Consider the following 24,800-nt stretch of genomic DNA (forward strand, 5'->3'; position numbering starts at 1 on the left):
TCCGCTTGAAGGGGCAAAAGTACGTAAATTATACGGATAATCTCCCTTTTTAAAGAAATTTAGAATGCTACAAGAACTGTTCGCACCAATGGTCAAAACGTTCCAGACCTGCATTACCGAAATTAGAGATACTTTTCCGAGCCTTCTCTACCGTTTTTTCCCGTTCCAGATGGGTTTTGGAATAAAACTTATCGGCAAAGCAAATTACTTGCTCTTCCATACTCACCGGAAGCATATCCCGATGAGGTACAGGCAAGTTTTGTGCAACAATATCGTCCAGAGAGAGTCCTGCACCCGTATGTCTTTCACATACCAGCGCATGACGGGGATACCCTTCCCGGCGCATCAAATCAGCTCCCAGATAACCATGACAGATATAAGGCTGATTACCAAAACAGAAGATACCCGGAGCATCAGTCAGAAAAATGCCAATATCATGAAGCATACCCGCTTCATATAAAAAGTCTTTATCCAAGTTAAGTTCCGGATGACCGTCTGCAATGCAGAGAGCCTTTTCAGCTACCAGACGGCTATGCACCAATAAGATATGCTTCCGCTCATTATCTTCCGGATAATATGCATCAATCAATTCTATCGGATTCATTTTTCACTGAATTTATAAATCAATACCTTATCGCGTAAATCACAGCTGCGATAAGGAGTAAGATAGATTTCCTCCAACCGATATTTATCTGAATACTCTTTCAGGAAGTCCTCCTTAGTTCGTTCGGAAAGCATCACATATCCCGTTCCGGAAAGACCGGAAGTAAAATTCCTCATCCGATCATTCAGATAGTAATTAGTGCAATAAAAACGAATCAGCCGTGTAGTGTACGAATACATGACCCCGTCCTGCACATAAGTATTTACTTCTTCTGCCAGACGCTTGTCTGATTTCGTAGACAGTACCGTAGGCTGATAAACACCGTCTAAGGAAACAAACAGGCACAAGATACAACCGGCTATACTATATAATAATGAACGGGAATCCGCCTTTTTTGCCAATGCAATCAACATACAGACACCTGCAATTGGCGGCAAAGCCACAAGCAGCCATTTAGAGAATGACAAATCCACATTTTCCAATGCATTCATGAATCCTACGTTTTCCATGGCATGCTTTCCCGTTCCCCAAACACTATCAGGAATCAGTCCGAGACGCACCACAGCAAACGTTATCGTGAGCAACAAAGCCAGCGAAGCAAAGATATAAGCCGAAATTTTAAAGACTTTCGCTCCCCGCTGTACCAAAGCCAGCAGATACTCGGCTATCAACACCGCCATAAAGGGGTAGATAGGAAGCAGATAAACACTTCTTTTACTCTTAGGAATACAATAGAACACAAAGATAAAGAGTATAACTACCCATGTGAATAATTGCAAAGGCGATTGTGAACGGAATTTATTCCAGGCTTTCTTTATACGTTCACCGAAAGATGAACCTTCAGGCAATAAGCTCATATTTTTCCATTTCAAACCAAAGAGAGAAATCAACAGTACTAAAGTCCAAGGTATCCATCCCCAAATAATGGTCAGGAAATTATACCATAGCGGATTTTCATGCGAATCATAAGACATCTTACCCATGAAACGACCTGTATTTTCTTCCAGCATTAAATCTATAAAAGATTGGCCTCCCTGTACATAAGCCACACTAATCCAAGCAGCATATGGAATCAGGGAAAGTATTCCTATCACAAATAACCGGAAAAATGTTTTCCAGAAAGGACGTCTGCGCAATAATTGGTAGAGACCGATACTGACACAAGGGAAAATGGAACCTACCGGCCCCTTGGTCAACGTAGCGCAGCCCATCAATAAAATAGCCAGCCATGGAATTCCGCGACATTCTTTCTCATCCCAGCGGAACAACAGACATAATGAGATGACAATAAGTGATACCTGCACCATATCTACACGGCAAGCTACCGCTGCCCGGTGTACTTCAAAAGATGAGAGAAGAAGGATAGAAGCAAGAAAAGCCGTCTTCACACCCTTACGCTTTGCTATAAAAGAAAAAAACACCAGCTGCATAGCCAGAAATGCAAGAGCAGACGGTAGACGGGACGAATATTCCGTCACTCCCCCCAGAAGCGATGACACAGTAGCAATTGCCCAATAAAAGAAAGGAGGTTTATAAGCTATATCAGTTCCATAATTTACCGGAAGTATCCAATTGCCGCTCTCCAGCATAGAGAATGCGACGATAGCCTCACGCGGTTCTCCTTTAGAATAAAATATAGTTTCTCCCAGAAAAGGGAGTATCACAAGCACACTGAGCAGTGCTATAAACCAGAATGCTTTCTTCCTATCATCTGACATATATTTCTGTTTTTAATGATTTCTGGGCGCAAAAGTACAAATTATTCTGCAACAATCCCTAACTTTGCCATCTCAATTCAATGAATATGAAGAGACTGAAACAACTACCAGCATTTGTACGTTTCATTATGGTAGGCATCTTTGCTACCGCCTTGCACTATGGAATATATATTATACTCCAGCAAATCATCAATGTCAACATAGCCTACAGCATAGGTTACGTACTCAGTTTCATTGCCAATTTTTACCTGACAGCCTTTTTCACTTTCAGAAAAAAGCCTTCCTGGAAAAAGGCTTTTGGGTTTGGCGGAGCACATCTGATCAATTATCTTCTACATATGAGTTTATTGAATCTATTCCTCTGGCTCGGAATATCGAAGCCATTTGCACCTATACCGGTATTCGCCATCGGTATTCCGGTAAACTTCTTGCTGGTTAGATTCGTTTTCAAATACAAAGGAAAATAATTTGCTTTTCTCCCGATTTCTTACGAATATTGCAAAAAGAACTATTGATTATGAAAGAAGCTCCAGTACTTGCTATCGTAGTACCTTGTTATAAGGAAGAAGCTGTTTTACACGAAACACATAAACGGCTCAGCCAGTTGCTCGATCGGCTGACAACTGAAGGGCGTATATCTCCCAGAAGCTATATACTGTACGTAAACGATGGCAGTACAGACCGTACCTGGGAAATCATCAAGGAGTTCTATAAAAACACGTCGTATGCCTGCGGGCTGAACCTGGCTGGAAATGTGGGGCATCAAAACGCACTTATGGCCGGACTGAATGCTGTAAAGGAACGTTGCGATGCAGCTATTTCCATTGATGCCGACTTGCAGGATGACGTCAATGTCATCCCCGAGATGGTGGAACGCTATATGGAAGGCAATGATATTGTTTATGGTGTACGACGTGAACGCAAGACTGATACTTTCTTCAAACGCACCACCGCCCTCGCTTTCTATCGACTGATGAAAACGATGGGGGCTAAATCGGTCTACAATCATGCAGATTATCGGTTAATGAGTAGCCGTGCCATCCAGCAACTCTGTCGCTTCCGCGAACGTAACCTTTACCTTCGCGGCTTGGTGCCTCTCATTGGTTATCAAACTGCCTGCGTTTATTATAATCGTGACAAACGTTTCGCTGGAGAGTCGAAATATCCTTTTAAAAAGATGCTGAATTTTGCCATTGACGGAATTACGTCTTTTTCAGTCAAGCCTGTACGCATGATATTCTGGCTGGGGTGTATTTTCCTTTTAATAGCTCTCTGCGTCACTATCTGGACCCTACGTGCATATTTTCTTCACGATACTGTACCCGGCTGGTCATCCCTGATGATTTCCCTTTGGTTAGTAGGTGGTACTATACTCGTATCCCTGGGAATTGTAGGCGAGTACATCGGAAAGATCTACATTGAAGTAAAAGATCGTCCACGCTACAACGAGGAGGAATTATTATTACGCTAAAAGAGAAAAGGATTATTTGTCTCTGTACTTCAATGGAGAGACTCCTGTATGCCTACGGAAGAAACGGCAAAAAGTAGCCAGATTATCAAAACCTAATGATATACCTATCTCTTTTATGGTAGCACTGGTAGATTTCAGCTGCGTTTTTGCATCTATAATAATAAGGTAGTCTATCACATCCAAAGCAGTCATATTGGTACAACTCTTAATATTACGGCACAAATTCTCCTTCGAAGTCCCTAATTCTTTTGCATAGAATGAGATTCCTCGTTCTGTTCTATAATGTATCGCAACCAATTTAAGAAATTGACGGCTCATCCTGACATTTTTTGGGGATTTAGCCCATCTCTCTTCCAAATTATCCTGATAATACATTGCAATACTCGTATGAATACAAGCACCCAACATACTTCTCAATACCTCTTTATTATTATAGATTTCCGGAACTTCGCGTATCATTTTCCATAACGATATGGAGCGTAGCATATAAAGTTCCAAATTCTCAGATATACGTTTAACAGGCTCCTCAAAGATAATAAACAGATAATCAAATGCTTTTTTAAAAAACTCCACCTCATGCATTATCTTCGGAGAAAAGCCAGCATATGAAAAACAAAGATCTGGTGAAACGTTATGAATCTGTAGAAAAGAGTTATCCAGCAAAGTGATGTAATCATTCTCGCGAACAATATATTTTCCATAATTTAATGTAACCTCCATACTTCCTTTCATACATACCACAAAGATAGTTCCCTTTACATGATAAGGATTCTCCAAATACTCCTGCAAATCATCTGCCGAAACATTTTCCCTAGCTACAATATCTTCCGATATTTCAAAAAGAAGTCTACTTTCTTCCATCATAATTTTTTCTAGTAAATTTCCACAAAAGTACATTTAATCCGGGCAAATGCACATTCACTCCATTCTTTCAATAACCCCTTTAGAGTTAAAGTTTGTCAACATATCAACAATTGAACATTTTCGCGAATATCCGTATTCCTTTTTTGCTCACCTTTTTTGGTTTTGGTCGAATTAAGAAAGAACTTTGTAGCATTAATCAAGTTATGGGATATTAAGATTTATATTATCTTAATACAAGTAAAGAAAAGGGAACGTCATTTGGTCAGTAGCATCGATCTTATATATTCCTACTTTTCTTTTAAAAGGAGCAAACACAAAGATTTTCTGGCCCTGCGATATCTAATAAAAAGCACTTAAGATATCGCAACAGCACAACGCATCAACATAGAGAGCGAGGTAAGAATTACACAACAACCTCAAGATTGCTTGATAAGGACACCCCCCTACCGGTTAAAGGTATATTATCTGAAACGGTAGGGGGATATCCAAGGTAATCTCCCCCTTTGAGAATGCTAAACGTTTTTAGGGCACAGATTGTTTTTTCTTTTCTTCCATAGTTGCCAGCTATTAATCAAATTTTGCCAGAGAACATAAGATCCCGGTCCTACAGAAGATAAAGGATTCAAATATGTATAAGCCATCCAAATGGCAAGAACGGTATTCTTCTGTCCCAAAGCCTGCCCACCACTGATCCGATCATTATAATGTCCACCGATTCTTTTACCCAAAAAGAATTGCAGACAGCAAGTAATCAGTCCTGCAAGAGCGATCAGGATTTCAACAGAAACCGGTGCATCGCTATTTACCAATGAACGGATTGTCTGTCCAGATACGATGGCAAGCGCCACACCCCACAGATAAAAAGCAAGATCATGGAAACCTAACAAGAAATGATGTACACGCGGCATAAATAGTCGTAGGAACCATGCCAGGAAAAAAGGGAAAAGCAATAAAGGAAAGACTTTACTAAGAATCTTCAAAAAGGCTGCAAAGAAAGTCATATCAGCATGAGGTTCCACCAATGGAAAGACTAATGGGACTGCCACTGCTGCCAACAAATTAGATAATAGCGTATAGGTAGTCAATGTAGACGCACTGCCTCCCAACTTCCCGGTAATAACAGCCGCCGCCGTAGCCGTTGGACAAATGAGACAAACCATAGCTCCTTCAAACACTTCCTTGTAAACTTCCGGCATTGGACAACATACCAGCAAAGCAGCAAGTGCCAGGCAAGACAATGTTTGAATTAACAGCAACCAGCCATGCCATGCTTTAGGTTTCAATTCTTTCAGATTCTCCACCTTACAAAAGGTCAGTAGTAGCTGGGCAAATATCAGCAGAGGCGTTATGTACGCAATCAAATCACTGATATATGGTTTGGTAGGCGCCAAGAAAGGGACATTCGCAAGGATGAAGTACCCCAAAGTACCTGAAAGCATTGCCATCGGCAACGTCCAGTTCTTAAGAAAACGAACTAACATACCTTTTTCTATTTAATTTGCGGGTGCAAAGTTAGTCCCTTTTAAAGAAATCTATCACAAATCCGGGAGAAAAGTGACAAAACTTCACACAATGCATCAGTTTTCTATAAATTTCCACTACATTTGCAACGGCTTTTAGTATGGAACTCTATAAACGATACATATTATATATAAGTATTTGCTTCGGGCTGTTCATCTCTCCTTTTTGTAGCATCAGCATCGAAGCAAAAGATTTCGTTGTCGTTATTGACGCCGGACACGGCGGGCATGATCCTGGTGCTTTAGGAAAGTTCTCCAAAGAAAAGACCATCAATCTAAACGTTGCCCTCAAATTGGGAAAACAAATAAAGAGGAACTGTCCGGACGTAAAAGTGGTATATACTCGCGAACGGGATGTCTTTATTCCTCTTGGTCGACGTGCGGATATTGCCAATAACGCTAAAGCGGACCTGTTCATTTCCATTCATACCAATTCTGTGGCAGGCAGCAAAACTGCCAAAGGTGCCTCTACATGGACACTTGGTTTAGCCAAGTCGGACGCCAACTTGGAAGTAGCCAAGCGAGAGAACTCCGTGATTTTATACGAAAGTGATTACAAAACACGTTATGCAGGATTTAATCCGAATTCTGCAGAATCGTACATCATCTTTGAATTCATGCAAGACAAATACATGTCTCAAAGTGTGCATCTGGCTTCACTGGTACAAAAGGAATTCCGCCATACCTGTAAACGTGCAGACCGTGGTGTGCACCAGGCTGGTTTTCTGGTCCTCAAAGCCAGTGCCATGCCCAGTATCCTGGTAGAACTCGGTTTTATATCCAACCCGGAAGAGGAACGTTATCTAAACTCGGAAGCCGGAAGTACTACATTGGCAAACGGAATCTTCCGCGCTTTCCTGTCCTATAAACGTGAGCACGAAATACGTATGACAGGAAGTAGCCGTACCATATTACCGGAAGAAACAGATGCCGGCAATGTAGAGGAATCAGATACTACCAACGAAAAGACTGAGGAATCTCCCGAAATCCCCCAAAAACCAGCGGCAGCCACCCCCAATACTACCAGAACGAAACAAAATGCAGGAAAAGTTACCGAATCGCAAACCGATTCCGGCAGTCCAGTGTTTAAAATACAAATACTCACCTCTTCACGTCCTATCGCAGCCAATGATAAAAGACTGAAAGGCTTGAAAGGTGTGGAACATTTCCAGGAAGGTGGACTTTATAAATATACATACGGTTCATCAACAGACTATAACAAGGTAGTACGTACCAAACGTGAAATAACGCCCAAATTTAAGGACGCTTTTATCATCGCTTTTAAGAATGGTAAGAAGATAAACGTTCAAACGGCTATCGAGGAGTTCAAAAAGAAAAAGAAATAAATAATAAGACTATAACATCATGATGAAGTATCTTACGAAAGAAGTTAGAATAGGAATAGCGGGTATTGTTGCCCTCTGCATATTAGTATACGGTATTAATTACCTGAAAGGTATCCACATGTTTAAGCCTACCAACTATTTCTATGTCAAATTCCAGAATATTAATGGATTAACCAAATCAAGCCCGGTCTTCGCCGACGGCTTCCGTGTAGGTATTGTACGCGATCTTTATTATGACTACGCACAATCCGGAAAAGTCATAGCAGAAATCGATGTAGATCCGGAATTGCGCATACCGAAAGGTAGCACTGCCGAACTGACTGCCGAACTCATGGGAGGCGTAAAAATGAACCTATTGCTGGCAAATAATCCTCGCGAAAAGTACCAGACAGGCGATACCTTACAAGGCAGCGTCAACAACGGCGTCATGGATCAGGTCGCTACAATCATGCCACAAGTGGAGAAAATGCTTCCCAAACTGGACTCAATTCTTGCTTCACTAAATACAATACTTGGAGATCCGGCAATTCCGGGTACACTACATAGTCTGCAAAACACAATGGCGAACATGGAAGTTACCAGCCGACAATTACAAGCTATCATGAGTAAAGATATTCCTCAACTTACTCAAAAATTGAATACCATCGGCGATAACTTTATCATTGTCAGCAATAATCTGAAAGAAATAGATTATGCCGCTGCGTTTGCCAGCATAGACTCTACACTAGCTAATGTAAAAATGATTACAGACCAGTTAGGCCGAAAAGACAATACGATTGGTTTATTATTAAACGACCCCTCACTCTACAACAATCTGAATGCTACAACAGCCAATGCAGCCAGCCTTCTTGAAGACTTGAAATCACACCCCAAAAGGTACGTTCATTTCTCCTTGTTCGGCAAAAAAGATAAGTAGGGAAAAACTTATTAAATAGAATAAGTCTAAATAACAAGAGCAAGCTGATTTGAGAGGAAAAGCCGCGGTAAGTCCGTGTAGAAACTAAAAGATTCCCTTCCATACAATCCTTCAGGAAGTTTAAAAACCTGTTATTTACTTGCATATTATTCTATAATACAGATACTTATAAAAATGCAATAGCCCTCAAAAGGGGCTATTTACATGTAAATAGATAAGTGATTGAAAGTAAAGAGCTTATTACTTTTAACAGAAAAACAAGAAAAAACACATTTGTTTTTCTCAAATAAGATTGCGAATTTTGCAAGCGTAGAAGTTTTGCTTAATTAATAAATGTATTTAAAGCCGTTATGAGTGAATTAAATCATGTCGGGCTATGGAACCGCTGCCTTGAAATCATCAGAGACAATGTTCCGGAGCAGACATACAAAACATGGTTTCTCCCCATCATACCTTTAAAATATGAGGACAAGACGCTGGTTGTACAGGTACCCAGCCAGTTCTTTTATGAGTTTTTGGAGGACAAGTTTGTTGACTTGTTGCGTAAAACTCTATATAAAGTTATTGGTGATGGTACCAAGTTATTGTATAATGTAATGGTGGATAAGAGTTCACGTACTACCGTTAATCTCGAATCTACTCCCCGCACCATTATTCCACAGAAAAAGGTAATCGGCAAAGAAATACCGCAAGCGCCTATTGCAGATTTAGATCCGCATCTGAATCCTGAATACAACTTCGAAACATTTATTGAAGGCTATAGCAACAAACTTTCACGCAGCGTAGCAGAAGCTGTCGCTCAGAATCCGGCAAAAACAATTTTCAATCCGCTGTTTTTCTATGGAGCGTCAGGTGTAGGAAAGACTCACCTTGCAAATGCTATCGGCACAAAAATTAAGGAACTTTATCCGGATAAGAGAGTATTATATGTATCGGCACATTTGTTCCAGGTACAATATACTGACTCTGTACGTAACAATACAACAAACGACTTCATCAACTTCTACCAATCAATCGATATATTGATTATTGATGATATTCAAGAATTTGCCGGTGTTACCAAAACACAGAATACATTCTTCCACATCTTTAATCACTTACATCAAAACGGCAAACAGCTTATCCTGACTTCGGACCGTGCTCCCGTATTGCTACAAGGTATGGAAGAACGACTCATCACCCGTTTCAAATGGGGTATGGTAGCTGAACTGGAAAGACCGACTGTAGAATTGCGCAAGAACATCCTTCGTAATAAGATACACCGTGACGGATTACAATTCCCTCCGGAAGTAATTGATTATATCGCAGAAAATGTAGGCGACAGTGTGCGTGACCTGGAAGGTATCGTCATTTCCATCATGGCACATTCTACTATATATAATAAGGAAATTGACCTGGAACTGGCACAACGCATTGTACGGAAGGTAGTGAAAAGTGAAAGTAAAGCGGTTACCATTGATGACATCATCAATGTGGTATGCAAGCATTTCTCACTGGACACTGCTACAATCCATACCAAATCACGGAAACGCGAAGTTGTACAGGCACGCCAGATAGCTATGTTCCTTGCCAAGTCCTACACGGATTTCTCTACGGCCAAGATAGGTACATTGATAGGGCACAAAGATCACGCAACCGTGTTGCATGCCTGCAAAACCATTAAAGAATTACGGGAAGTGGACAAAGCTTTCCGCGCAGAAATAGATGATATTCAAGCATCATTAAAAAAGCAGGGTTAAAAACCCTGCTTTTTTATTACTTTCCAAAGATTCTCCGACATTACTTCGTTATCTTCTTTCTTATAACGTACATCCGTAAAGACTTGCGCCAAAGTTTCTTTGTTGTTTTCAAGAATAAACTGCTTATTTTCAGGCAAAGACTCCTTATAAGCATACAGACGATCTATATCTTCAGGGGTATAATCATGATACGTCTCCTCATGTACAATAGCTTCCAATGGCAATCGATCTACCTGTGCAGGTTCCTCGGCAGGCCAGCCCACCGTCACTGTTGTAATAGGAAATACCAATTCTGGTAACTCCAGGGCTTCGATTATCATTTGAGGATTGTAAGTCGTCGTACCCAGATAGCATATGCCTAATCCTTTTTCTTCCGCAGCCACACAAAAAGTCTGTGCTGCCAGCAGGGCATCTACAGAACCGGTTACGAACCACTCTAAGTTATTATACCCGGGAGTTGCTTTTCGCTGCTCGCACCATTTAGTGAAACGGCGCAGGTCTATACAAAATGTCAAAACCACAGGCGCAGTTTTCACCATCGGCTGATTGAAATGAGCCGGTGCCAGCTTAGCTTTCCTCTCTGCATCACGCGTTACAATTACACTATACACCTGCATATTCCCGACTGTAGAGGCCCGGAACGCAGACTCAAGCAAATCATTTAACAAATCAGAAGAAATATCTTTCTGCTGATATTTGCGGATTGTTCTTCTCTGTTTTAGGATTTCCATTCTTTTATTTTTTTGCAAATATAGAAAAAGAATAGCAGATTGTTGTCAAAGAACGAGTTTAATGTTTATCCATGTTTTCTAAAATCGATTAGCCTACTCAACCAAAGCATAAAAACAATTTTCTTTTTTGGAAACTTTTTGTTCATACAATAATGCTAATATTTTATAAATCAGCAAACTATTATTCAGAAATGGAAATCTCACAGCCTGTTCATAATTTATTCTATTTTTATTTTGCTATAATAAAAAACATTCTTAGCTTTGCAATCACATTTGTTAATGATAGGTATTACTTCTACACTCTTACTTATTAAAAAATAAATCTAAGGAAAAAAGCATCGTGGAAAAACAAACTTATTCTTACGAGGAAGCCTATGAAGAATCTTTACGATATTTTCAGGGCGACGAGTTAGCTGCGCGTGTTTGGGTAAACAAGTACGCAGTAAAGGACTCTTTCGGAAATATTTACGAGAAGTCTCCGAAAGACATGCATTGGAGAATAGCCAATGAAGTAGCCCGTATCGAGGCTAAATACTCTAATCCATTAAGTGCAGAGGAACTATTCGATCTGCTCGACCACTTCAAGTACATCGTTCCGCAGGGAAGCCCGATGACCGGAATTGGTAACAACTATCAGGTAGCTTCTTTGTCTAACTGCTTCGTGATCGGAGTAGATGGAGAGGCGGATTCTTATGGTGCCATCTTCAAAATAGACGAAGAACAAGTACAACTCATGAAGCGCCGTGGTGGTGTAGGACACGATTTGTCGCACATCCGCCCGAAAGGTTCTCCGGTGAAAAATTCGGCCTTAACCTCTACCGGCCTGGTGCCATTCATGGAGCGTTACTCCAATTCTACGCGTGAAGTTGCTCAGGACGGACGACGTGGCGCACTGATGCTGAGTGTATCTATCAAACATCCCGATTCAGAGGCATTCATCGATGCTAAAATGACGGAAGGTAAAGTTACAGGTGCCAATGTATCTGTGAAACTGGACGATGCATTTATGACCGCTGCTATCACAGGTACTCCATATATTCAACAATATCCAGTCAATGCTGCTGAACCAACAGTACAAAAGGAAATCAATGCAACCAATTTGTGGAAGAAGATCGTTCACAATGCATGGAAATCGGCAGAACCGGGTGTATTGTTCTGGGATACCATAATAAAAGAATCCGTACCCGATTGCTATGCAGATTTGGGATATCGCACAGTTTCCACCAATCCATGCGGTGAAATCCCTTTGTGCCCGTATGATTCCTGCCGTTTGCTGGCTATCAATCTTTATTCTTATGTAGTAAATCCTTTCAAACCGGATGCATACTTTGACTTTGAATTGTTCCAGAAACATGTAGCGTTGGCTCAACGCATTATGGACGATATCATCGATCTGGAATTGGAGAAGATAGAACGCATCATGGAAAAGATTGATGCTGACCCCGAAAGCGAAGATGTGAGACATACAGAACGTGTATTGTGGGACAAGATTTATAAGAAGAGCGGACAAGGACGCCGTACCGGTGTAGGTATTACTGCCGAAGGTGATATGCTTGCTGCACTGGGATTGCGTTACGGTACGGAAGAAGCTACCGAATTCTCTGAAAAAGTACACAAGACCGTTGCCCTGAGTGCTTACCGTTCATCGGTAGAAATGGCAAAAGAACGTGGCGCATTCGAAATTTACGATACCGAACGTGAAAAGAATAATCCGTTCATCAATCGTTTGCGCGAAGCAGATCCCCAGTTGTATGAGGATATGAAGAAATACGGCCGCCGCAATATTGCCTGCCTCACCATTGCACCGACGGGAACCACCAGTCTGATGACTCAGACTACCTCAGGTATTGAGCCTGTATTCTTGCCCGTATACAAACGTCGTCGTAAAGTAAATCCGAACGATACTAATGTACACGTAGACTTCGTGGATGAAACCGGAGATGCTTTTGAAGAATATATTGTCTTCCACCCCAAGTTTGTTACATGGATGGAAGCGCAAGGACACAATCCTTCTAAACGTTACACACAAGAAGAGATCGACGTATTGGTTGAGCAATCACCTTATTATAAAGCAACCTCAAACGACGTAGACTGGCTGATGAAAGTCAAGATGCAGGGACGTATCCAGAAATGGGTAGACCACTCCATCAGTGTGACCATCAACCTGCCGAACGATGTGGATGAAGACCTGGTAAACCGCCTGTATGTAGAGGCATGGAAATCCGGTTGTAAAGGTTGTACGGTTTATCGTGACGGTTCACGTTCGGGCGTACTCATTTCTGCCAAGAGCGATAAGAAAGAAGAAATGCCTCCTTGCAAACCGCCTACGGTAGTAGAAACCCGCCCGTCAGTTCTGGATGCCGACATCGTACGTTTCCAGAATAATAAAGAAAAGTGGGTGGCATTCGTCGGTCTGCTGGACGGACATCCTTACGAAATCTTCACCGGTCTTCAGGATGACGATGAAGGCATTATTCTGCCGAAGAACGTTACTTCCGGACACATTATTAAGAAGGTGGACAAGGACGGTAGCAAGCGTTACGACTTCCAGTTCCAGAACAAACGCGGATATAAAGTCACCATTGAAGGTCTGTCCGAAAAGTTCAACAAGGAATACTGGAACTACGCCAAACTAATCTCCGGAGTATTGCGTTATCGTATGCCTATCGAACAGGTTATCAAGCTGGTCGGCTCTTTGCAACTGGACAGCGAAAGCATCAATACCTGGAAGAACGGTGTGGAACGCGCATTGAAGAAATACATAACGGACGGCACAGAAGCCAAAGGCAAGAAATGTCCGAACTGCGGCAACGAAACACTTGTATATCAGGAAGGTTGCCTCATTTGTACCACTTGCGGAGCTTCACGTTGCGGATAAAAACAGATCTGCGAAATGCAAGCACAAACGTTTGCATAGGAATTTAAAAAACTTAGATAGCGGTAGCTGCTTGATTATGCGGAATAATGTCTATACTTGCATAGTCAATGCAGCTATTACTAAATCTAATATTATATGATACTATCTTTTCATATCGAGTACCGCACAAGTTGGGGTGAAGAGGTCAGAGTCTTAGGATCTATTCTTGAACTGGGTAACAATCAGCCTGGTAAAGCCATACCTTTACAAACAGTGGATGGCATTCACTGGACTTTAGATGCGGACATTCAAGCGCCTGAAAACGGCATCGTACAATACAGTTATCACATTTATCGCGACGGCAAAGATACACGTACGGAGTGGAACAGCCTTCCTCGCACGCTCTATGTATCGGCTGACAAGAAGAAAGTCTACCGCCTGCAAGACTGCTGGAAGAATCTGCCAGAACAGCAATACTTCTACACGTCTGCTTTCACGGAGTCCCTGCTTGCACATCCCGAACGTAACGCCGCTCCAAAGAGCCACAAGAAAGGATTATTGATCAAGGCGTATGCTCCATGCATCGACAATGATCACTGTCTGGGCATTTGCGGCAACCAGAAAGTTCTGGGAGATTGGGATGCGGATAAAGCCGTTCTGATGAGCGACGCCAACTTCCCGGAATGGCAGGTTGAAGTAGACGCCTCGAAAATCAGCTTCCCGCTGGAGTATAAATTCATCCTTTATAATAAGAAAGAGCGTCGTGCCGTGGCATGGGAAAACAACCCCAACCGCTACATGGCCGATCCGCAGATAGGTGCTAACGAAACACTGGTGATCGGTGACCGTTACGTTTACTTCGCCCTACCCGACTGGAAAGGAGCCGGAGTAGCCGTGCCCATCTTCTCGCTGCGCTCCGAAAAGAGCTTCGGCGTAGGTGACTTTGGCGACCTGAAACAAATGATAGACTGGGCTGTACTTACCCGCCAGAAAGCCGTACAGATATTACCTATCAACGACACCACCATGACACATACATGGACGGATTCTTATCCGTACAACAGCATATCCATTTATGCGTTCCACCCCATGTATGCCGATCTGAAACAGATGGGTACGTTGAAGGACAAAAAGGCAATGGCAGAATTCAATAAACGGCAGAAAGAGCTGAATGCTTTGCCTACCGTAGACTATGAAGCAGTAAACCAGACAAAATGGGAGTTCTTCCGCCTGATATACAAACAGGAAGGTGAACAAGTTCTGGCATCCGATGCCTTCCGGAAGTTCTTCGAGAACAACAAAGAATGGTTACAGCCATACGCTGTGTTCAGCTATCTGCGCGATGCCTACAAGACACCCAACTTCCGCGAATGGCCGAAATTCACAGAATACAAAGCAGAAGAAATAGAAAAGTTATGCCAGCCGGAATCTGCCGACTATCCGCATATCGCCATCTACTTCTTCATCCAGTTCCACCTGCACCTGCAACTGCTGGCTGCAACGGAACACGCACGAGCCAATGGTGTAGTACTGAAAGGTGACATTCCTATCGGTATCAGCCGCAACAGCGTTGAAGCGTGGACAGAACCCTACTACTTCAACCTGAACGGACAAGCGGGTGCACCACCCGATGACTTCTCCGTGAACGGTCAGAACTGGGGCTTCCCTACTTACAACTGGGACGTAATGGAGAAAGACGGTTATTCCTGGTGGATGAAGCGTTTCCGCAAGATGTCGGAATACTTCGACGCCTACCGTATCGACCACATCCTGGGCTTCTTCCGCATTTGGGAAATCCCGATGCATGCCGTACATGGACTGCTGGGCCAGTTTGTTCCCGCCCTGCCGATGACGCGCGAAGAAATAGAGGGCTACGGAATGGCATTCCGCGAAGATTTCTTCACGAAACCCTATATCCATGAATACTTCCTCGGACAAATGTTCGGCCCGCATACTGATTATGTAAAGCAGACCTTCATAGAGCCTACGGAAACATGGGAAATATATCGCATGCGTCCCGAGTTCGACACACAGCGCAAAGTAGAGGCTTACTTTGCCGGAAAGACGGACGAAGACAGCATCTGGATACGCGATGGCCTGTACGCATTAATCAGTGACGTACTGTTTGTGCCCGACCGTGAAGACCCGAACAAATTCCATCCGCGCATCGGCGTACAACACGATTACATCTACCGTGCTCTGAATGATTGGGAGAAGGCGGCATTCAATCGTTTGTACGATCAGTATTACTATCATCGCCACAACGAGTTCTGGCGCGAACAAGCCATGAAGAAGTTGCCGCAACTGACGCAATCCACCCGTATGCTGGTATGCGGTGAAGACCTCGGTATGATCCCCGACTGTGTGGCTTGGGTGATGAACGACCTGCGCATCCTTAGTCTGGAGATACAACGCATGCCGAAAGATCCTTCACAGGAATTCGGACATCCGGACTGGTATCCGTACCGCTCGGTTTGCACCATCTCTACGCATGATATGTCTACGCTGCGCGGCTGGTGGGAAGAAGATTTCCAACAAACGCAACGGTACTACAACACCATGCTGGGACACTACGGCGCCGCACCTGCCGTTGCCACTCCGGAACTTTGCGAACAAGTGGTACGCAACCACCTTTACAGCAACTCTATCCTGTGCATCCTCTCCTTGCAGGACTGGATGGCTATGGACGGAAAATGGCGCAACCCCAATGTACAGGAAGAGCGCATCAACGTGCCTGCCAACCCCAGACATTACTGGCGCTACCGTATGCACCTGACGCTGGAACAACTGATGAAAGCGGATAGCCTGAACGAGAAGATCAAAGGACTGATAGAACAGACCGGACGAAAAGGATAATATTCAGGCAACACCTCAGTGCTTTAATTATCAGCGCATTGCATTTACATTTCATTTACGCCATGATGTAAAAGCATTTACCGCTGGATGTAACGACCTTTACCGCTTATTGTAACGCTCTTTACCTCCTATTGTAAACGCTTTTACCTCGGCATGTAAATGGAGTTACCATTTGAGGTAAACAAGATAACAATGAAAGGAAACAGCCGTGTCCTCGTAAGGTGAAATACATTCACCTGCCGAGGGCACGGCTGTTTGTTCGTAAGATGTGATTACCTGTTCGCAGGATGACAGGACACAGAAACTTAGTTACCAGTTATATTCCTCTACATAACTATCGAAATACTCCCCTTTTTGCAGGCCCAGTTTCTTGGCCAAGGCAATTACTTCTTGTTGTTCTGCAGGCGACAGCAGCGTTTCTCCTTTCCGCTTCTGATAATATTTTCTGATTCCCCATCGACCAATCAGCCCGTAGCGGAAGGTTCCTGATACGCTGACTGCCAGAGCTTCCGTAGTACACACGAAACCTTTGGCATAGTTCACTTTCTTGTTGGAACGGTAATACTCACATTTCCCCGCCATAGCCTCAATCGTTTTCGGATTCAGCGTAGGCAGAAAAGTAATGTTTGCCGGAGCATGAGAGTATGCAATCCGGCGTAAACAAGTGTCGGCATGAGAACAATCTGCTGCTGCGCACAGACCAAAGTTATGGGGCACTTTTGAATAATCAAATGTTTCTTTTTCCATTATATTTATAAGATTAATGATTGAAGGGCAAAGGTACAACATATATTACAGACTGGTACGATTTTCTTCAGATACAAATATACCTGTTTTCTTTGTTTACTGGGCAGTTATTCTTATTTTTGTCATTAACCTAATATTCCATTGATATGAACAGTTATATATTCCTTGATAACGTCCGTTTCTTTGCCTACCACGGTGTAGGTCAGCAAGAGCGGGAAGTAGGTAATGAATTTGTCATTAACCTGAAATTGAAAGTCGATATTGCGCGTGCAGCCGAGACTGACGATGTGACACATACCGTCAGCTATGCCGATGTATACGAAAATGTGAAAGCTGAGATGGAGATACCTTCTAAATTGCTGGAACATGTTTGCGGACGTATCGTAAAGCGCCTGTTTCGCACTTTCCCCACCGTAAAAGCTATTGAACTGAAACTCGCTAAACGCAATCCGCCCATGGGAGCCGATTTGGATGCGGCAGGGGTGGAAGTACAATGCGAAAGAGTTTAACCCCCTTCTACTGAATTTCTAAATTATTCCTTTTTCTATTCTTTCAGTCCTCAACAAACACTCTACTCAGTAGTGTTTGCAGAGAACTGAAAGGGTTCTTCAACTTTACCCTCCGACTTATCCCCCGGTATTCACCTCTATTTTTACAATCTCTTCTATTCCCCTTCCCGACTTTATATACCTCTGCCCTGTATCGCCCTACTGATGAGGGATACAGAAAGAAAAGTAAAATAGATACAGATTTTAGAATGAGCCAAAGGTCTATTTAATAAATAATTATTTATACCTTTGCTGTCAACAAAATAACCGACCCAATGGTAAACTTAAAGATTACAACAGCATTATTTACTGTTTTACTACTACTATTTTCTTGTTCACACAAAAGCGAAACAGAAACATTACTCTCATATGCCGATACACTCATAGAAGAATATCCCGACAGTGCACTCCGGTCATTGGACTTATCACCGGAAGAAATAGAAGGACTTTCCGACAAAGAATGCGCACGCTATGCATTGCTCCTTGCACGTGCCACGGACAAGTGCAAGCTCTCTTTGCTACCTTGCGACTCACTGCTGAACGTAGCATTAGATTATTATGACGATGACGAGAAAGAAAAAGCGGTAGCGTTGCTCTATAAAGGCAGACTGGCTGTTGAGATGGAAGAAGCAGAAGAAGCAACCACTTGTTTCCAAAAGGGATTAACCATCATACAAGATTTCCCGAAAGAACTTAAGACAAAGAATTTACTTCTCAGTTCATTGGGAAATATCTATTTTGATGCCGGATATTATGATAAATCCATGGAAATATACCAAACTATGTATGAATGTTGTACTACAGATCTGGAAAAATCAATAGCATTGAACAATATCAGTACATATTATTGCTTAATAGAGGACAAAGACTCTACCTTAATGTTACAGCGCGAAGCACTAAATTATGCTATCGCTTCGGGAGATTCTCTACAGATTGCAATGTCTAAACACAATTTAAGTCTGGAATTTGATAGTTTTGACGAACTTGATTCCGCCTTATATTACGAAAAAATGGCCCTCAAAGAACTGCCTCAGAAGGAAAATCATGGAAACTCTTACTTCAATCTCGGAGATTTACTTTTAAAAACAGGTAAAAATAAAGACTCTGCTCTTTACTATTTAACCAAAGCTTTAGATGACGTATCCATTGAAAGTAAAGCTTCATGCCTTAAAAGTTTATATAATCTTGAAAAAGAAAACGGAGATTACAAGACAGCAAATACCTATTTAGAAGAACATTCTGCTATCATAGACTCATTATTTTACATGGAACAGTCAACTGAAATACAGCAACTGATTTATGAATATAATACTAAAATGAGGGTAAGAGAGGAACAACTAAAAGGAAAGCGCACCATACACCGCACTATTGTAGGATTTGTTTCGATTTGCTTTCTCATTATACTTGCTTACCAAAACTATATAAACCGGAAAAAACGTATTCAACTCCAATACAAACAATCGTTAGAGCAAACACAGAATAAGTTATCATCTTTAGAAACTACCATTGAAAACAATCAGCTAATGATTACCTTATTAAAGCAGGAACAGAACAATTTAAAGCAAGAACATGAAAACAAAGAACAGCAAATAGAAGAAAGGGAGCAAACCATAGCTCGTTTAAAAGAAGAGAAACAGCAGTTACTCAATTGGCTATTTGCCCAAAGCAACATTTACCAAAGAGTGATTACTCTATCCAAACAAACCAGTTCGAATAAAAAACAAATGAAAGCTTTAACCACTACGGAACAGGAACAACTAAAAAAAACAATATTCGGAATATACCAAAGTTATATATCTTTCCTCCACATTGAATATCCCAGGCTAACGGAAGATGATCAATTGCTCCTTTGCCTACAGGAAACTTCACTTAGCCCATTAGCCATTGCAATTTGTTTTGGCTATACCGATACGCACCCTCTCAATCAGAAAAAATACAAAATGAAAGAGAGAATGAGTAGAGAAGAAAGCAAAGTGTGACTAACACATTTGTTACCCATCTATTTATCAACACATTACATTTCTATAGTATGACTGCGAAAATGCATTCATGATAATTGTTTGCCCTAACTTTGCAACCGTAAACAATTAAATAAATATAGAAATGAAAACAAGAGTATTATTTATTCTATTATCGGTATTATTCATTATACCAGTAAATGCAATCCCCCACAAAAGGCATCGACACAAAGTAAATGCTAAAATTATTAGTTCAAATTATAAAGTGAATACCCGCAGCCCCTTATTTTTTAACCTGACTGCCGATGAAGTAGACGACAACCTAACTATTACTTTCCAATCTGTCTTAGAAGAAACTGATATCACTGTAACTGATAAGAATGGGAACATAATCGCTTCTGAATTAAATTCCTCCATTTATGAAGGAAAAACAGTAAACATCTATGCTCCAGAATCGGATATCTATACTATAGAGATAACCTCTCCTATCATAGACGTAACAGCAGAAATCACACTAAACGAGATTTAACTAACTATTTTATTAACATCAAAACAATTTAAAATTATGAAGAAATTATTATTTCTAACGGCTATTGCATTAGCCGCCATTTCATGCCAAGATGAAGAAAACAGCTTACCAATTGACAATTCTTCTTCACAACCCCAAAAATTTCAAGTAGTACAGATTACTGACCAAGGAGAAATTATCCCAACGGATAATAGTAAGACAAGAAGTTCTATACAAGGAGAAACCGCTTTACAATTTGCCTCAGAAGCTGATTATCAATTGTCTTTAAAAGAAATCAACGACATGCAATCCTGTAACAGATTAGCTTATGTAGACGCCAACGATTTCATTTCACTGCAGGAACTTGCCGTGAAAGCAGATGAGGAATTAGAAGAAATTGCAAACACGGCAACCAGCGAATCTGATTTTACAACCAAATACTCACAATATGTAGAGAAATATAAGGGATTATTGGTTACTAACAAGTATGATAATGAAGATTTATCACTTTATGTACCCGACGGTGATAATGTTTCTACTTACCTTGTAAACAGTAATCGTAAAGTAGTTATCGGACATGAAATTAAGAAAATTTCTCTTTCCGATGATATGAGTGAATCAGACAAAGCTGTATACGCTTATCTCCCAGTTCCCGGCGAGACAAATCACTTCAATTTTCAAAATTTCATTGAAGACAAGAAAAAAACAACAGGTAGAGTGGAACTAAATAGTTCAAGTGAAATAATTGTCCATGTAGGCTGCCAAAAGAAAACGTGGCATGGTTGGAAAAGAGATAATCACAGAGATGTGTATTTTCAATTATCTGCATCTCCAATGTACTTTACTTTACCTAATGCCGCAGGAGATCCTTATAATCTTGACTTCGTACGTTTCCATGCATTCCAAAATGATGGAGATATTGACTGGAGTGTAGGTGGCTTGAAGCCCGGAGCTACTTCTTTATCAGGGAAAATATCTGTATGGACAGACATAACTGCCAATACATCAGAACAAGTATCATACACAAATGTATTTGCAAGATATGTAGGTAAGTATGGTACTTATGGGACCTATACGCTACCCAAATTAGAGGGTGGTTCATACGGAGGAGATTTCACACTAGCATTTATAAGATAATTATGAAAAGATTTACATTATTTCTACTATTAGCACTATACCTATCACTACAAGTCTCCGCACAAGTAAGATTTGGTGTAGATGCAGGGATGAACCTGACACACTTCAAAAGTAGCAGCAATCACAAGGCTCAAAAAGTAGGTGGCATGGGGGCAGGATTCCAAATTGGAGGAACTGTGGATTATGAGTTTAAAAGACATTGGATGCTGATGTCAGGAGCCTCATTCATGCAGACCCAAAGCAAAATGGAAATGTCATATGGTATGCTTCCCCGTTTCCCGGATGCTAAGATTAAACTGAACCATATTGTTATCCCGTTAAAGGTGGGATACAATATTCAAATAAATAAGAAATTAAGTTTGATTCCTTCAATCGGAGTATATGGGTCGTATAACTTTAGTGCCGGCAAATGTCCATTGGAAATACATTCTCCAACTGATGGCAAGATGATACATGAGAAGTGGAATCCTATGGAAGGATATTCTGCTAAATTCCCTATCGGCAATTCACCTGGCTACTATTCTTTTGTAGACCTTGATGCTCTCCGTCATTGGACTTATGGAGGAATTGCAGGGCTAAAAGCCATTATCAGCAAACATTATACAGTCTCTTTCCAATACAATGAAGCCATTAAACAAATACAGGGTCAGTGTAGTATAAGAGATTATGGCTATCAGCTTTCTGTAGGATATATATTCTAAATCAAAACACATAATCCTTATATAAAGAAAAGGTGTGGAAATCTTCCGTCCGGAAGTCTTCCACACCTTTTTTATTCATATCAGAGTTATTGCCTCTTTCATTTCTTTTTCTTCCGCTTTTTCGCAGATTCCACTGCCTCGGCAACCACCGGTTTGTTTTCAAAGCGCTTGGTGTATCCGGTATAATCCGGAACTGTACGTTCGTACATAGGATCTACAAACAACGGACTTGAAATAATATGATCTGCCGTACTACGGTTGCAGCAGAAAACGATATTCTCCACACCGGCCAAACGAGTCAATGCTTTTACATCCGTATCATGCGGCTGCAACGTCATCGGATCAGTGAAGAAGAAAAGGTAATCAATTTCACCGTCCACAATGCGGGAACCCATTTGCTGGTCACCGCCCAAAGGACCGGATTTCAGAATGGTAAAGTCCCACTCAACATCGGGATGCTTTTCCTTAAGAGCCTCAAGGATAAGAGTTCCTGTAGTACCTGTACAGTAGAACTTGTGCCCCATAAGCAATTCGGAGTTCCAGAGAACCCACTCAATAAGATCTTTCTTCATGGCATCGTGCGCCACCAGTCCAATCTTTCTAACTAATTTTTTCATAAGTCAATACCGTTTTAAAATAAACAATCGGTAAAAAGAAAAAGCTATAATTGCGAGAAAAATTTCTTTCCACGTAAATAATACTGCGCCAAGATACTGCTTTTTGTCCATTCCGGTATCACAGAAAGGGAAGTTTTTTTCAGGTTTTCTTCGCGTGCAGCAGTGAAAGAAGGACGTAACCAACTATATTCACGGCGTGCACGAAGTACAGCCAATGCATTGGGGAACTGAAGTTTAAGGGCAAAGTTAAATGCAGCCACATAGTCGAGGACAGCACGGATACGCATCACCGAAGACAAATCTTCCGAAGGCAGGTTCTTGTAAAGCATGACAAGATTATTACGAAAGTTGAGATAAGTCTTTCGGGGATTTTCTTTCTTTAAAGTAGCACCGCCTACATGATAAACCACACTTTGCGGCACACATACAATCTGCCTGCCACGTGCACGAAGTCTCCAGCACAAGTCAATCTCTTCCATGTGGGCAAAGAATCGTCCGTCCAGCCCTCCGGCCTCACGATAATCTTTCAGGCGGATAAACAAGGCTGCACCCGTCGCCCAAAATACAGGAATAATGGTATCGTATTGCCCTTTGTCCTCCTCTACCACGCCCATAATCCGCCCACGACAGAACGGATAGCCGTAACGATCGAGAAAGCCACCTGCCGCACCTGCATACTCAAACTTCTCCTTCTGCCGCCAACTCCGTATCTTCGGCTGGCAAGCTGCTGCCTCAGGATGTGCCTCCATATAATCAGCCAATGGCTGAAGCCAATGCTCCGTCACTTCCACATCCGAATTGAGAAGTACCACATACTCAGCATCCACTTCCTGCAAAGCCATGTTATAACCATCGGCAAAACCCTGGTTTTCTTCCAGCAGTATCAATCGGACAGTAGGAAACTCCCGGCAAAGCATCTCAACAGATGCATCCGTTGAACCATTATCAGCAACATACACCACAGCACCGTCTGCTTCGGAAAAGCGTACCACGGAGGGAAGAAATGAGCGGAGCATTTCACACCCGTTCCAGTTTAATATTACAACTGCTATCTTATCCATTTTGCTTCTCCAGTTCTTCACGTTTCAGTTTCCAACGCTTATGAGACCAGAACCAATAGGCAGGAGCACGACGAATCGTTTGTTCCAGACGGCGTACGAAAAGTTCGGTTATCTCCCCTTCAGCAGTCTGTTTAGGGGTTTCGGTTAACAAATCGAAGTAGGCTTTGCAATGTCCTCTGCCCTGCCTCTCCAATTCACAATAAAATACAGGGTAATTCATCATCCTGGCAATACGTTCACCTCCATCCATAAATACGGTTTCCTGGTTCAGGAAAGTAGTCCAGTGGTGAGCTTCGTTACGATTAGGCGATTGATCGGTAATCAAACCAACCACTACATGCTTCCCTTCACGGCGCAACCGGATCACTTCGCGGGCAGTAGAGTGCTTCGGCACATTATAACCACCATGCCGGGCACGGATAAGCTTAAACATTTCGTCCACATACTTATTTCGCAAGGGTTTATACACCTGTAGCGGCACATCTTCCGGCTTCATGAAAGCTCCCATTGCTGTCAACCACTCAAAGTTGGCATAATGGGGAATGAGCACAACAATGCCTCCATGTTTTTCGAGCATGGCAAGATATTCTTCTGTGTTACCATACTCCATACGCCGGGAAAGGTCTTCGAATGACATACGCATCATCTTGATTTCTTCCAGCATATAATCGCAGATGTAGTGATAAAACTCACGCTCAATCTCACGAAGTTCGGCCTGAGACTTTTCCGGAAAAGAATTCTTTAGGTTTTTACGGACCACTCCGCGACGGTAATGCACCACATGGCGCATCAGGAGATAGAGTCCGTCGGACAATATATAGAGTGCCCGGAAAGGAAGCAAAGCCAGCAGCCACATACCTGCGTAAGTCAGCCAGTAGATAAGTTTCGATTTCATACTTTT

At 41.9% G+C, this 24,800-nt stretch carries 21 protein-coding genes; 12 read left to right on the forward strand and 9 right to left on the reverse strand.

Going from position 1 to position 24,800, the window contains the following annotated elements:
* Nucleotides 1–67: 67 nt before the first annotated feature.
* Together DWW10_RS07790 and DWW10_RS07795 are read right to left on the reverse strand one after the other, a co-directional pair.
* The gene (locus DWW10_RS07790) at nt 68–604 is read right to left on the reverse strand and encodes an HD domain-containing protein (RefSeq protein ID WP_022391627.1); all 537 of its coding nucleotides are present in this window, start codon (nt 602–604) and stop codon (nt 68–70) included.
* Nucleotides 601–2,322, reverse strand: a complete 1,722-nt coding sequence (locus tag DWW10_RS07795) for an ArnT family glycosyltransferase (protein ID WP_022391628.1) — start codon at nt 2,320–2,322, stop codon at nt 601–603. The genes DWW10_RS07790 and DWW10_RS07795 overlap by 4 nt, the downstream gene beginning before the upstream one ends.
* Nucleotides 2,323–2,408: 86 nt before the next feature.
* On the opposite strand from DWW10_RS07795, the gene DWW10_RS07800 reads away from it, so the two are divergent.
* Nucleotides 2,409–2,789, forward strand: a complete 381-nt coding sequence (locus tag DWW10_RS07800) for a GtrA family protein (protein WP_118216614.1) — start codon at nt 2,409–2,411, stop codon at nt 2,787–2,789.
* Between the two features lie 50 nt (nt 2,790–2,839).
* Nucleotides 2,840–3,793, forward strand: coding sequence for a glycosyltransferase family 2 protein (locus DWW10_RS07805; RefSeq protein WP_022391630.1), 954 nt, complete (start codon nt 2,840–2,842; stop codon nt 3,791–3,793).
* Between the two features lie 12 nt (nt 3,794–3,805).
* Here the strand turns inward: DWW10_RS07805 and DWW10_RS07810 are convergent, their stop codons facing one another.
* Nucleotides 3,806–4,657, reverse strand: a complete 852-nt coding sequence (locus tag DWW10_RS07810) for a helix-turn-helix domain-containing protein (RefSeq protein WP_182021368.1) — start codon at nt 4,655–4,657, stop codon at nt 3,806–3,808.
* 512 nt (nt 4,658–5,169) lie between these two features.
* Nucleotides 5,170–6,138 (reverse strand): hypothetical protein, encoded by a 969-nt coding sequence (locus tag DWW10_RS07815; protein WP_022391632.1) that lies wholly within the window; start codon nt 6,136–6,138, stop codon nt 5,170–5,172.
* A gap of 140 nt (nt 6,139–6,278) precedes the next feature.
* Between DWW10_RS07815 and DWW10_RS07820 the strand changes: the two genes are divergently transcribed.
* From DWW10_RS07820 to dnaA, 3 genes are all read left to right on the forward strand, one after another.
* On the forward strand, nt 6,279–7,523 hold the full coding sequence (locus DWW10_RS07820) for an N-acetylmuramoyl-L-alanine amidase family protein (RefSeq protein WP_022391633.1): 1,245 nt from the start codon (nt 6,279–6,281) through the stop codon (nt 7,521–7,523).
* Between the two features lie 22 nt (nt 7,524–7,545).
* Entirely contained in the window at nt 7,546–8,439 is an 894-nt protein-coding gene (locus DWW10_RS07825) for an MlaD family protein (RefSeq protein ID WP_118421283.1), read from the forward strand.
* 350 nt (nt 8,440–8,789) lie between these two features.
* A complete protein-coding gene (gene dnaA / locus DWW10_RS07830; RefSeq protein WP_022391635.1) occupies nt 8,790–10,178 on the forward strand; it encodes a chromosomal replication initiator protein DnaA in 1,389 nt (462 codons plus the stop codon).
* On the opposite strand, the gene DWW10_RS07835 is transcribed toward dnaA, so the two are convergent.
* Complete coding sequence (locus DWW10_RS07835) at nt 10,175–10,909, reverse strand: NADPH-dependent oxidoreductase (protein ID WP_022391636.1); 735 nt, start codon at nt 10,907–10,909, stop codon at nt 10,175–10,177. The two genes, dnaA and DWW10_RS07835, sit on opposite strands and share 4 nt — an antisense overlap.
* 340 nt (nt 10,910–11,249) lie before the next feature.
* Here DWW10_RS07835 and DWW10_RS07840 point away from each other — a divergent pair, with 340 nt between their 5' ends.
* Both DWW10_RS07840 and DWW10_RS07845 read left to right on the forward strand, forming a co-directional pair.
* On the forward strand, nt 11,250–13,787 hold the full coding sequence (locus tag DWW10_RS07840; RefSeq protein WP_118421229.1) for an adenosylcobalamin-dependent ribonucleoside-diphosphate reductase: 2,538 nt from the start codon (nt 11,250–11,252) through the stop codon (nt 13,785–13,787).
* Nucleotides 13,788–13,922: 135 nt separating this feature from the next.
* A complete protein-coding gene (locus tag DWW10_RS07845; protein ID WP_118421228.1) occupies nt 13,923–16,622 on the forward strand; it encodes a 4-alpha-glucanotransferase in 2,700 nt (899 codons plus the stop codon).
* 309 nt (nt 16,623–16,931) lie between these two features.
* On the opposite strand, the gene DWW10_RS07850 is transcribed toward DWW10_RS07845, so the two are convergent.
* Complete coding sequence (locus DWW10_RS07850; protein ID WP_118421227.1) at nt 16,932–17,369, reverse strand: DUF6078 family protein; 438 nt, start codon at nt 17,367–17,369, stop codon at nt 16,932–16,934.
* 146 nt (nt 17,370–17,515) lie between these two features.
* Here DWW10_RS07850 and folB point away from each other — a divergent pair, with 146 nt between their 5' ends.
* From folB to DWW10_RS07875, 5 genes are all read left to right on the forward strand, one after another.
* Nucleotides 17,516–17,878: a dihydroneopterin aldolase gene (folB, locus tag DWW10_RS07855; protein ID WP_117692202.1), complete on the forward strand. Its 363-nt coding sequence runs from the start codon at nt 17,516–17,518 to the stop codon at nt 17,876–17,878.
* 314 nt (nt 17,879–18,192) lie between these two features.
* A complete protein-coding gene (locus DWW10_RS07860; RefSeq protein WP_022391758.1) occupies nt 18,193–19,896 on the forward strand; it encodes a tetratricopeptide repeat protein in 1,704 nt (567 codons plus the stop codon).
* Nucleotides 19,897–20,020: 124 nt separating this feature from the next.
* A complete protein-coding gene (locus tag DWW10_RS07865) occupies nt 20,021–20,404 on the forward strand; it encodes a hypothetical protein (protein WP_118421226.1) in 384 nt (127 codons plus the stop codon).
* Nucleotides 20,405–20,440: 36 nt separating this feature from the next.
* Nucleotides 20,441–21,520 (forward strand): DUF4848 domain-containing protein, encoded by a 1,080-nt coding sequence (locus DWW10_RS07870; RefSeq protein WP_118421225.1) that lies wholly within the window; start codon nt 20,441–20,443, stop codon nt 21,518–21,520.
* Nucleotides 21,521–21,522: 2 nt separating this feature from the next.
* Complete coding sequence (locus DWW10_RS07875; RefSeq protein ID WP_118421224.1) at nt 21,523–22,221, forward strand: outer membrane beta-barrel protein; 699 nt, start codon at nt 21,523–21,525, stop codon at nt 22,219–22,221.
* A 98-nt stretch (nt 22,222–22,319) separates the two neighbouring features.
* Here the strand turns inward: DWW10_RS07875 and DWW10_RS07880 are convergent, their stop codons facing one another.
* The 3 genes from DWW10_RS07880 to DWW10_RS07890 are packed head-to-tail and all read right to left on the reverse strand — an operon-like array spanning nt 22,320 to nt 24,794.
* The gene (locus DWW10_RS07880) at nt 22,320–22,838 is read right to left on the reverse strand and encodes a methylglyoxal synthase (protein ID WP_022392217.1); all 519 of its coding nucleotides are present in this window, start codon (nt 22,836–22,838) and stop codon (nt 22,320–22,322) included.
* Nucleotides 22,839–22,882: 44 nt separating this feature from the next.
* Nucleotides 22,883–23,899 (reverse strand): glycosyltransferase family 2 protein, encoded by a 1,017-nt coding sequence (locus DWW10_RS07885; RefSeq protein ID WP_022392218.1) that lies wholly within the window; start codon nt 23,897–23,899, stop codon nt 22,883–22,885.
* On the reverse strand, nt 23,892–24,794 hold the full coding sequence (locus tag DWW10_RS07890; RefSeq protein ID WP_007660024.1) for a lysophospholipid acyltransferase family protein: 903 nt from the start codon (nt 24,792–24,794) through the stop codon (nt 23,892–23,894). Before DWW10_RS07890 ends, DWW10_RS07885 begins: the two co-directional genes overlap by 8 nt.
* Nucleotides 24,795–24,800: the final 6 nt, after the last annotated feature.

Source organism: Bacteroides intestinalis (assembly GCF_003464595.1).
In the GTDB taxonomy this organism is placed as follows: Bacteria; Bacteroidota; Bacteroidia; order Bacteroidales; family Bacteroidaceae; genus Bacteroides; species Bacteroides intestinalis_A.

Coding starts and splice junctions, on each gene's coding strand:
- DWW10_RS07860 (WP_022391758.1), top strand. CDS start 18,193: ATGGTAAACTTAAAGATTACAACAGCATTATTTACTGTTTTACTACTA.
- DWW10_RS07880 (WP_022392217.1), bottom strand. CDS start 22,838: ATGAAAAAATTAGTTAGAAAGATTGGACTGGTGGCGCACGATGCCATG.
- DWW10_RS07805 (WP_022391630.1), top strand. CDS start 2,840: ATGAAAGAAGCTCCAGTACTTGCTATCGTAGTACCTTGTTATAAGGAA.
- dnaA (WP_022391635.1), top strand. CDS start 8,790: ATGAGTGAATTAAATCATGTCGGGCTATGGAACCGCTGCCTTGAAATC.
- DWW10_RS07795 (WP_022391628.1), bottom strand. CDS start 2,322: ATGTCAGATGATAGGAAGAAAGCATTCTGGTTTATAGCACTGCTCAGT.
- DWW10_RS07885 (WP_022392218.1), bottom strand. CDS start 23,899: ATGGATAAGATAGCAGTTGTAATATTAAACTGGAACGGGTGTGAAATG.
- DWW10_RS07790 (WP_022391627.1), bottom strand. CDS start 604: ATGAATCCGATAGAATTGATTGATGCATATTATCCGGAAGATAATGAG.
- DWW10_RS07815 (WP_022391632.1), bottom strand. CDS start 6,138: ATGTTAGTTCGTTTTCTTAAGAACTGGACGTTGCCGATGGCAATGCTT.
- DWW10_RS07810 (WP_182021368.1), bottom strand. CDS start 4,657: ATGATGGAAGAAAGTAGACTTCTTTTTGAAATATCGGAAGATATTGTA.
- DWW10_RS07825 (WP_118421283.1), top strand. CDS start 7,546: ATGAAGTATCTTACGAAAGAAGTTAGAATAGGAATAGCGGGTATTGTT.
- DWW10_RS07800 (WP_118216614.1), top strand. CDS start 2,409: ATGAAGAGACTGAAACAACTACCAGCATTTGTACGTTTCATTATGGTA.
- DWW10_RS07850 (WP_118421227.1), bottom strand. CDS start 17,369: ATGGAAAAAGAAACATTTGATTATTCAAAAGTGCCCCATAACTTTGGT.
- DWW10_RS07835 (WP_022391636.1), bottom strand. CDS start 10,909: ATGGAAATCCTAAAACAGAGAAGAACAATCCGCAAATATCAGCAGAAA.
- DWW10_RS07890 (WP_007660024.1), bottom strand. CDS start 24,794: ATGAAATCGAAACTTATCTACTGGCTGACTTACGCAGGTATGTGGCTG.
- DWW10_RS07870 (WP_118421225.1), top strand. CDS start 20,441: ATGAAGAAATTATTATTTCTAACGGCTATTGCATTAGCCGCCATTTCA.
- DWW10_RS07875 (WP_118421224.1), top strand. CDS start 21,523: ATGAAAAGATTTACATTATTTCTACTATTAGCACTATACCTATCACTA.
- DWW10_RS07820 (WP_022391633.1), top strand. CDS start 6,279: ATGGAACTCTATAAACGATACATATTATATATAAGTATTTGCTTCGGG.
- DWW10_RS07845 (WP_118421228.1), top strand. CDS start 13,923: ATGATACTATCTTTTCATATCGAGTACCGCACAAGTTGGGGTGAAGAG.
- folB (WP_117692202.1), top strand. CDS start 17,516: ATGAACAGTTATATATTCCTTGATAACGTCCGTTTCTTTGCCTACCAC.
- DWW10_RS07865 (WP_118421226.1), top strand. CDS start 20,021: ATGAAAACAAGAGTATTATTTATTCTATTATCGGTATTATTCATTATA.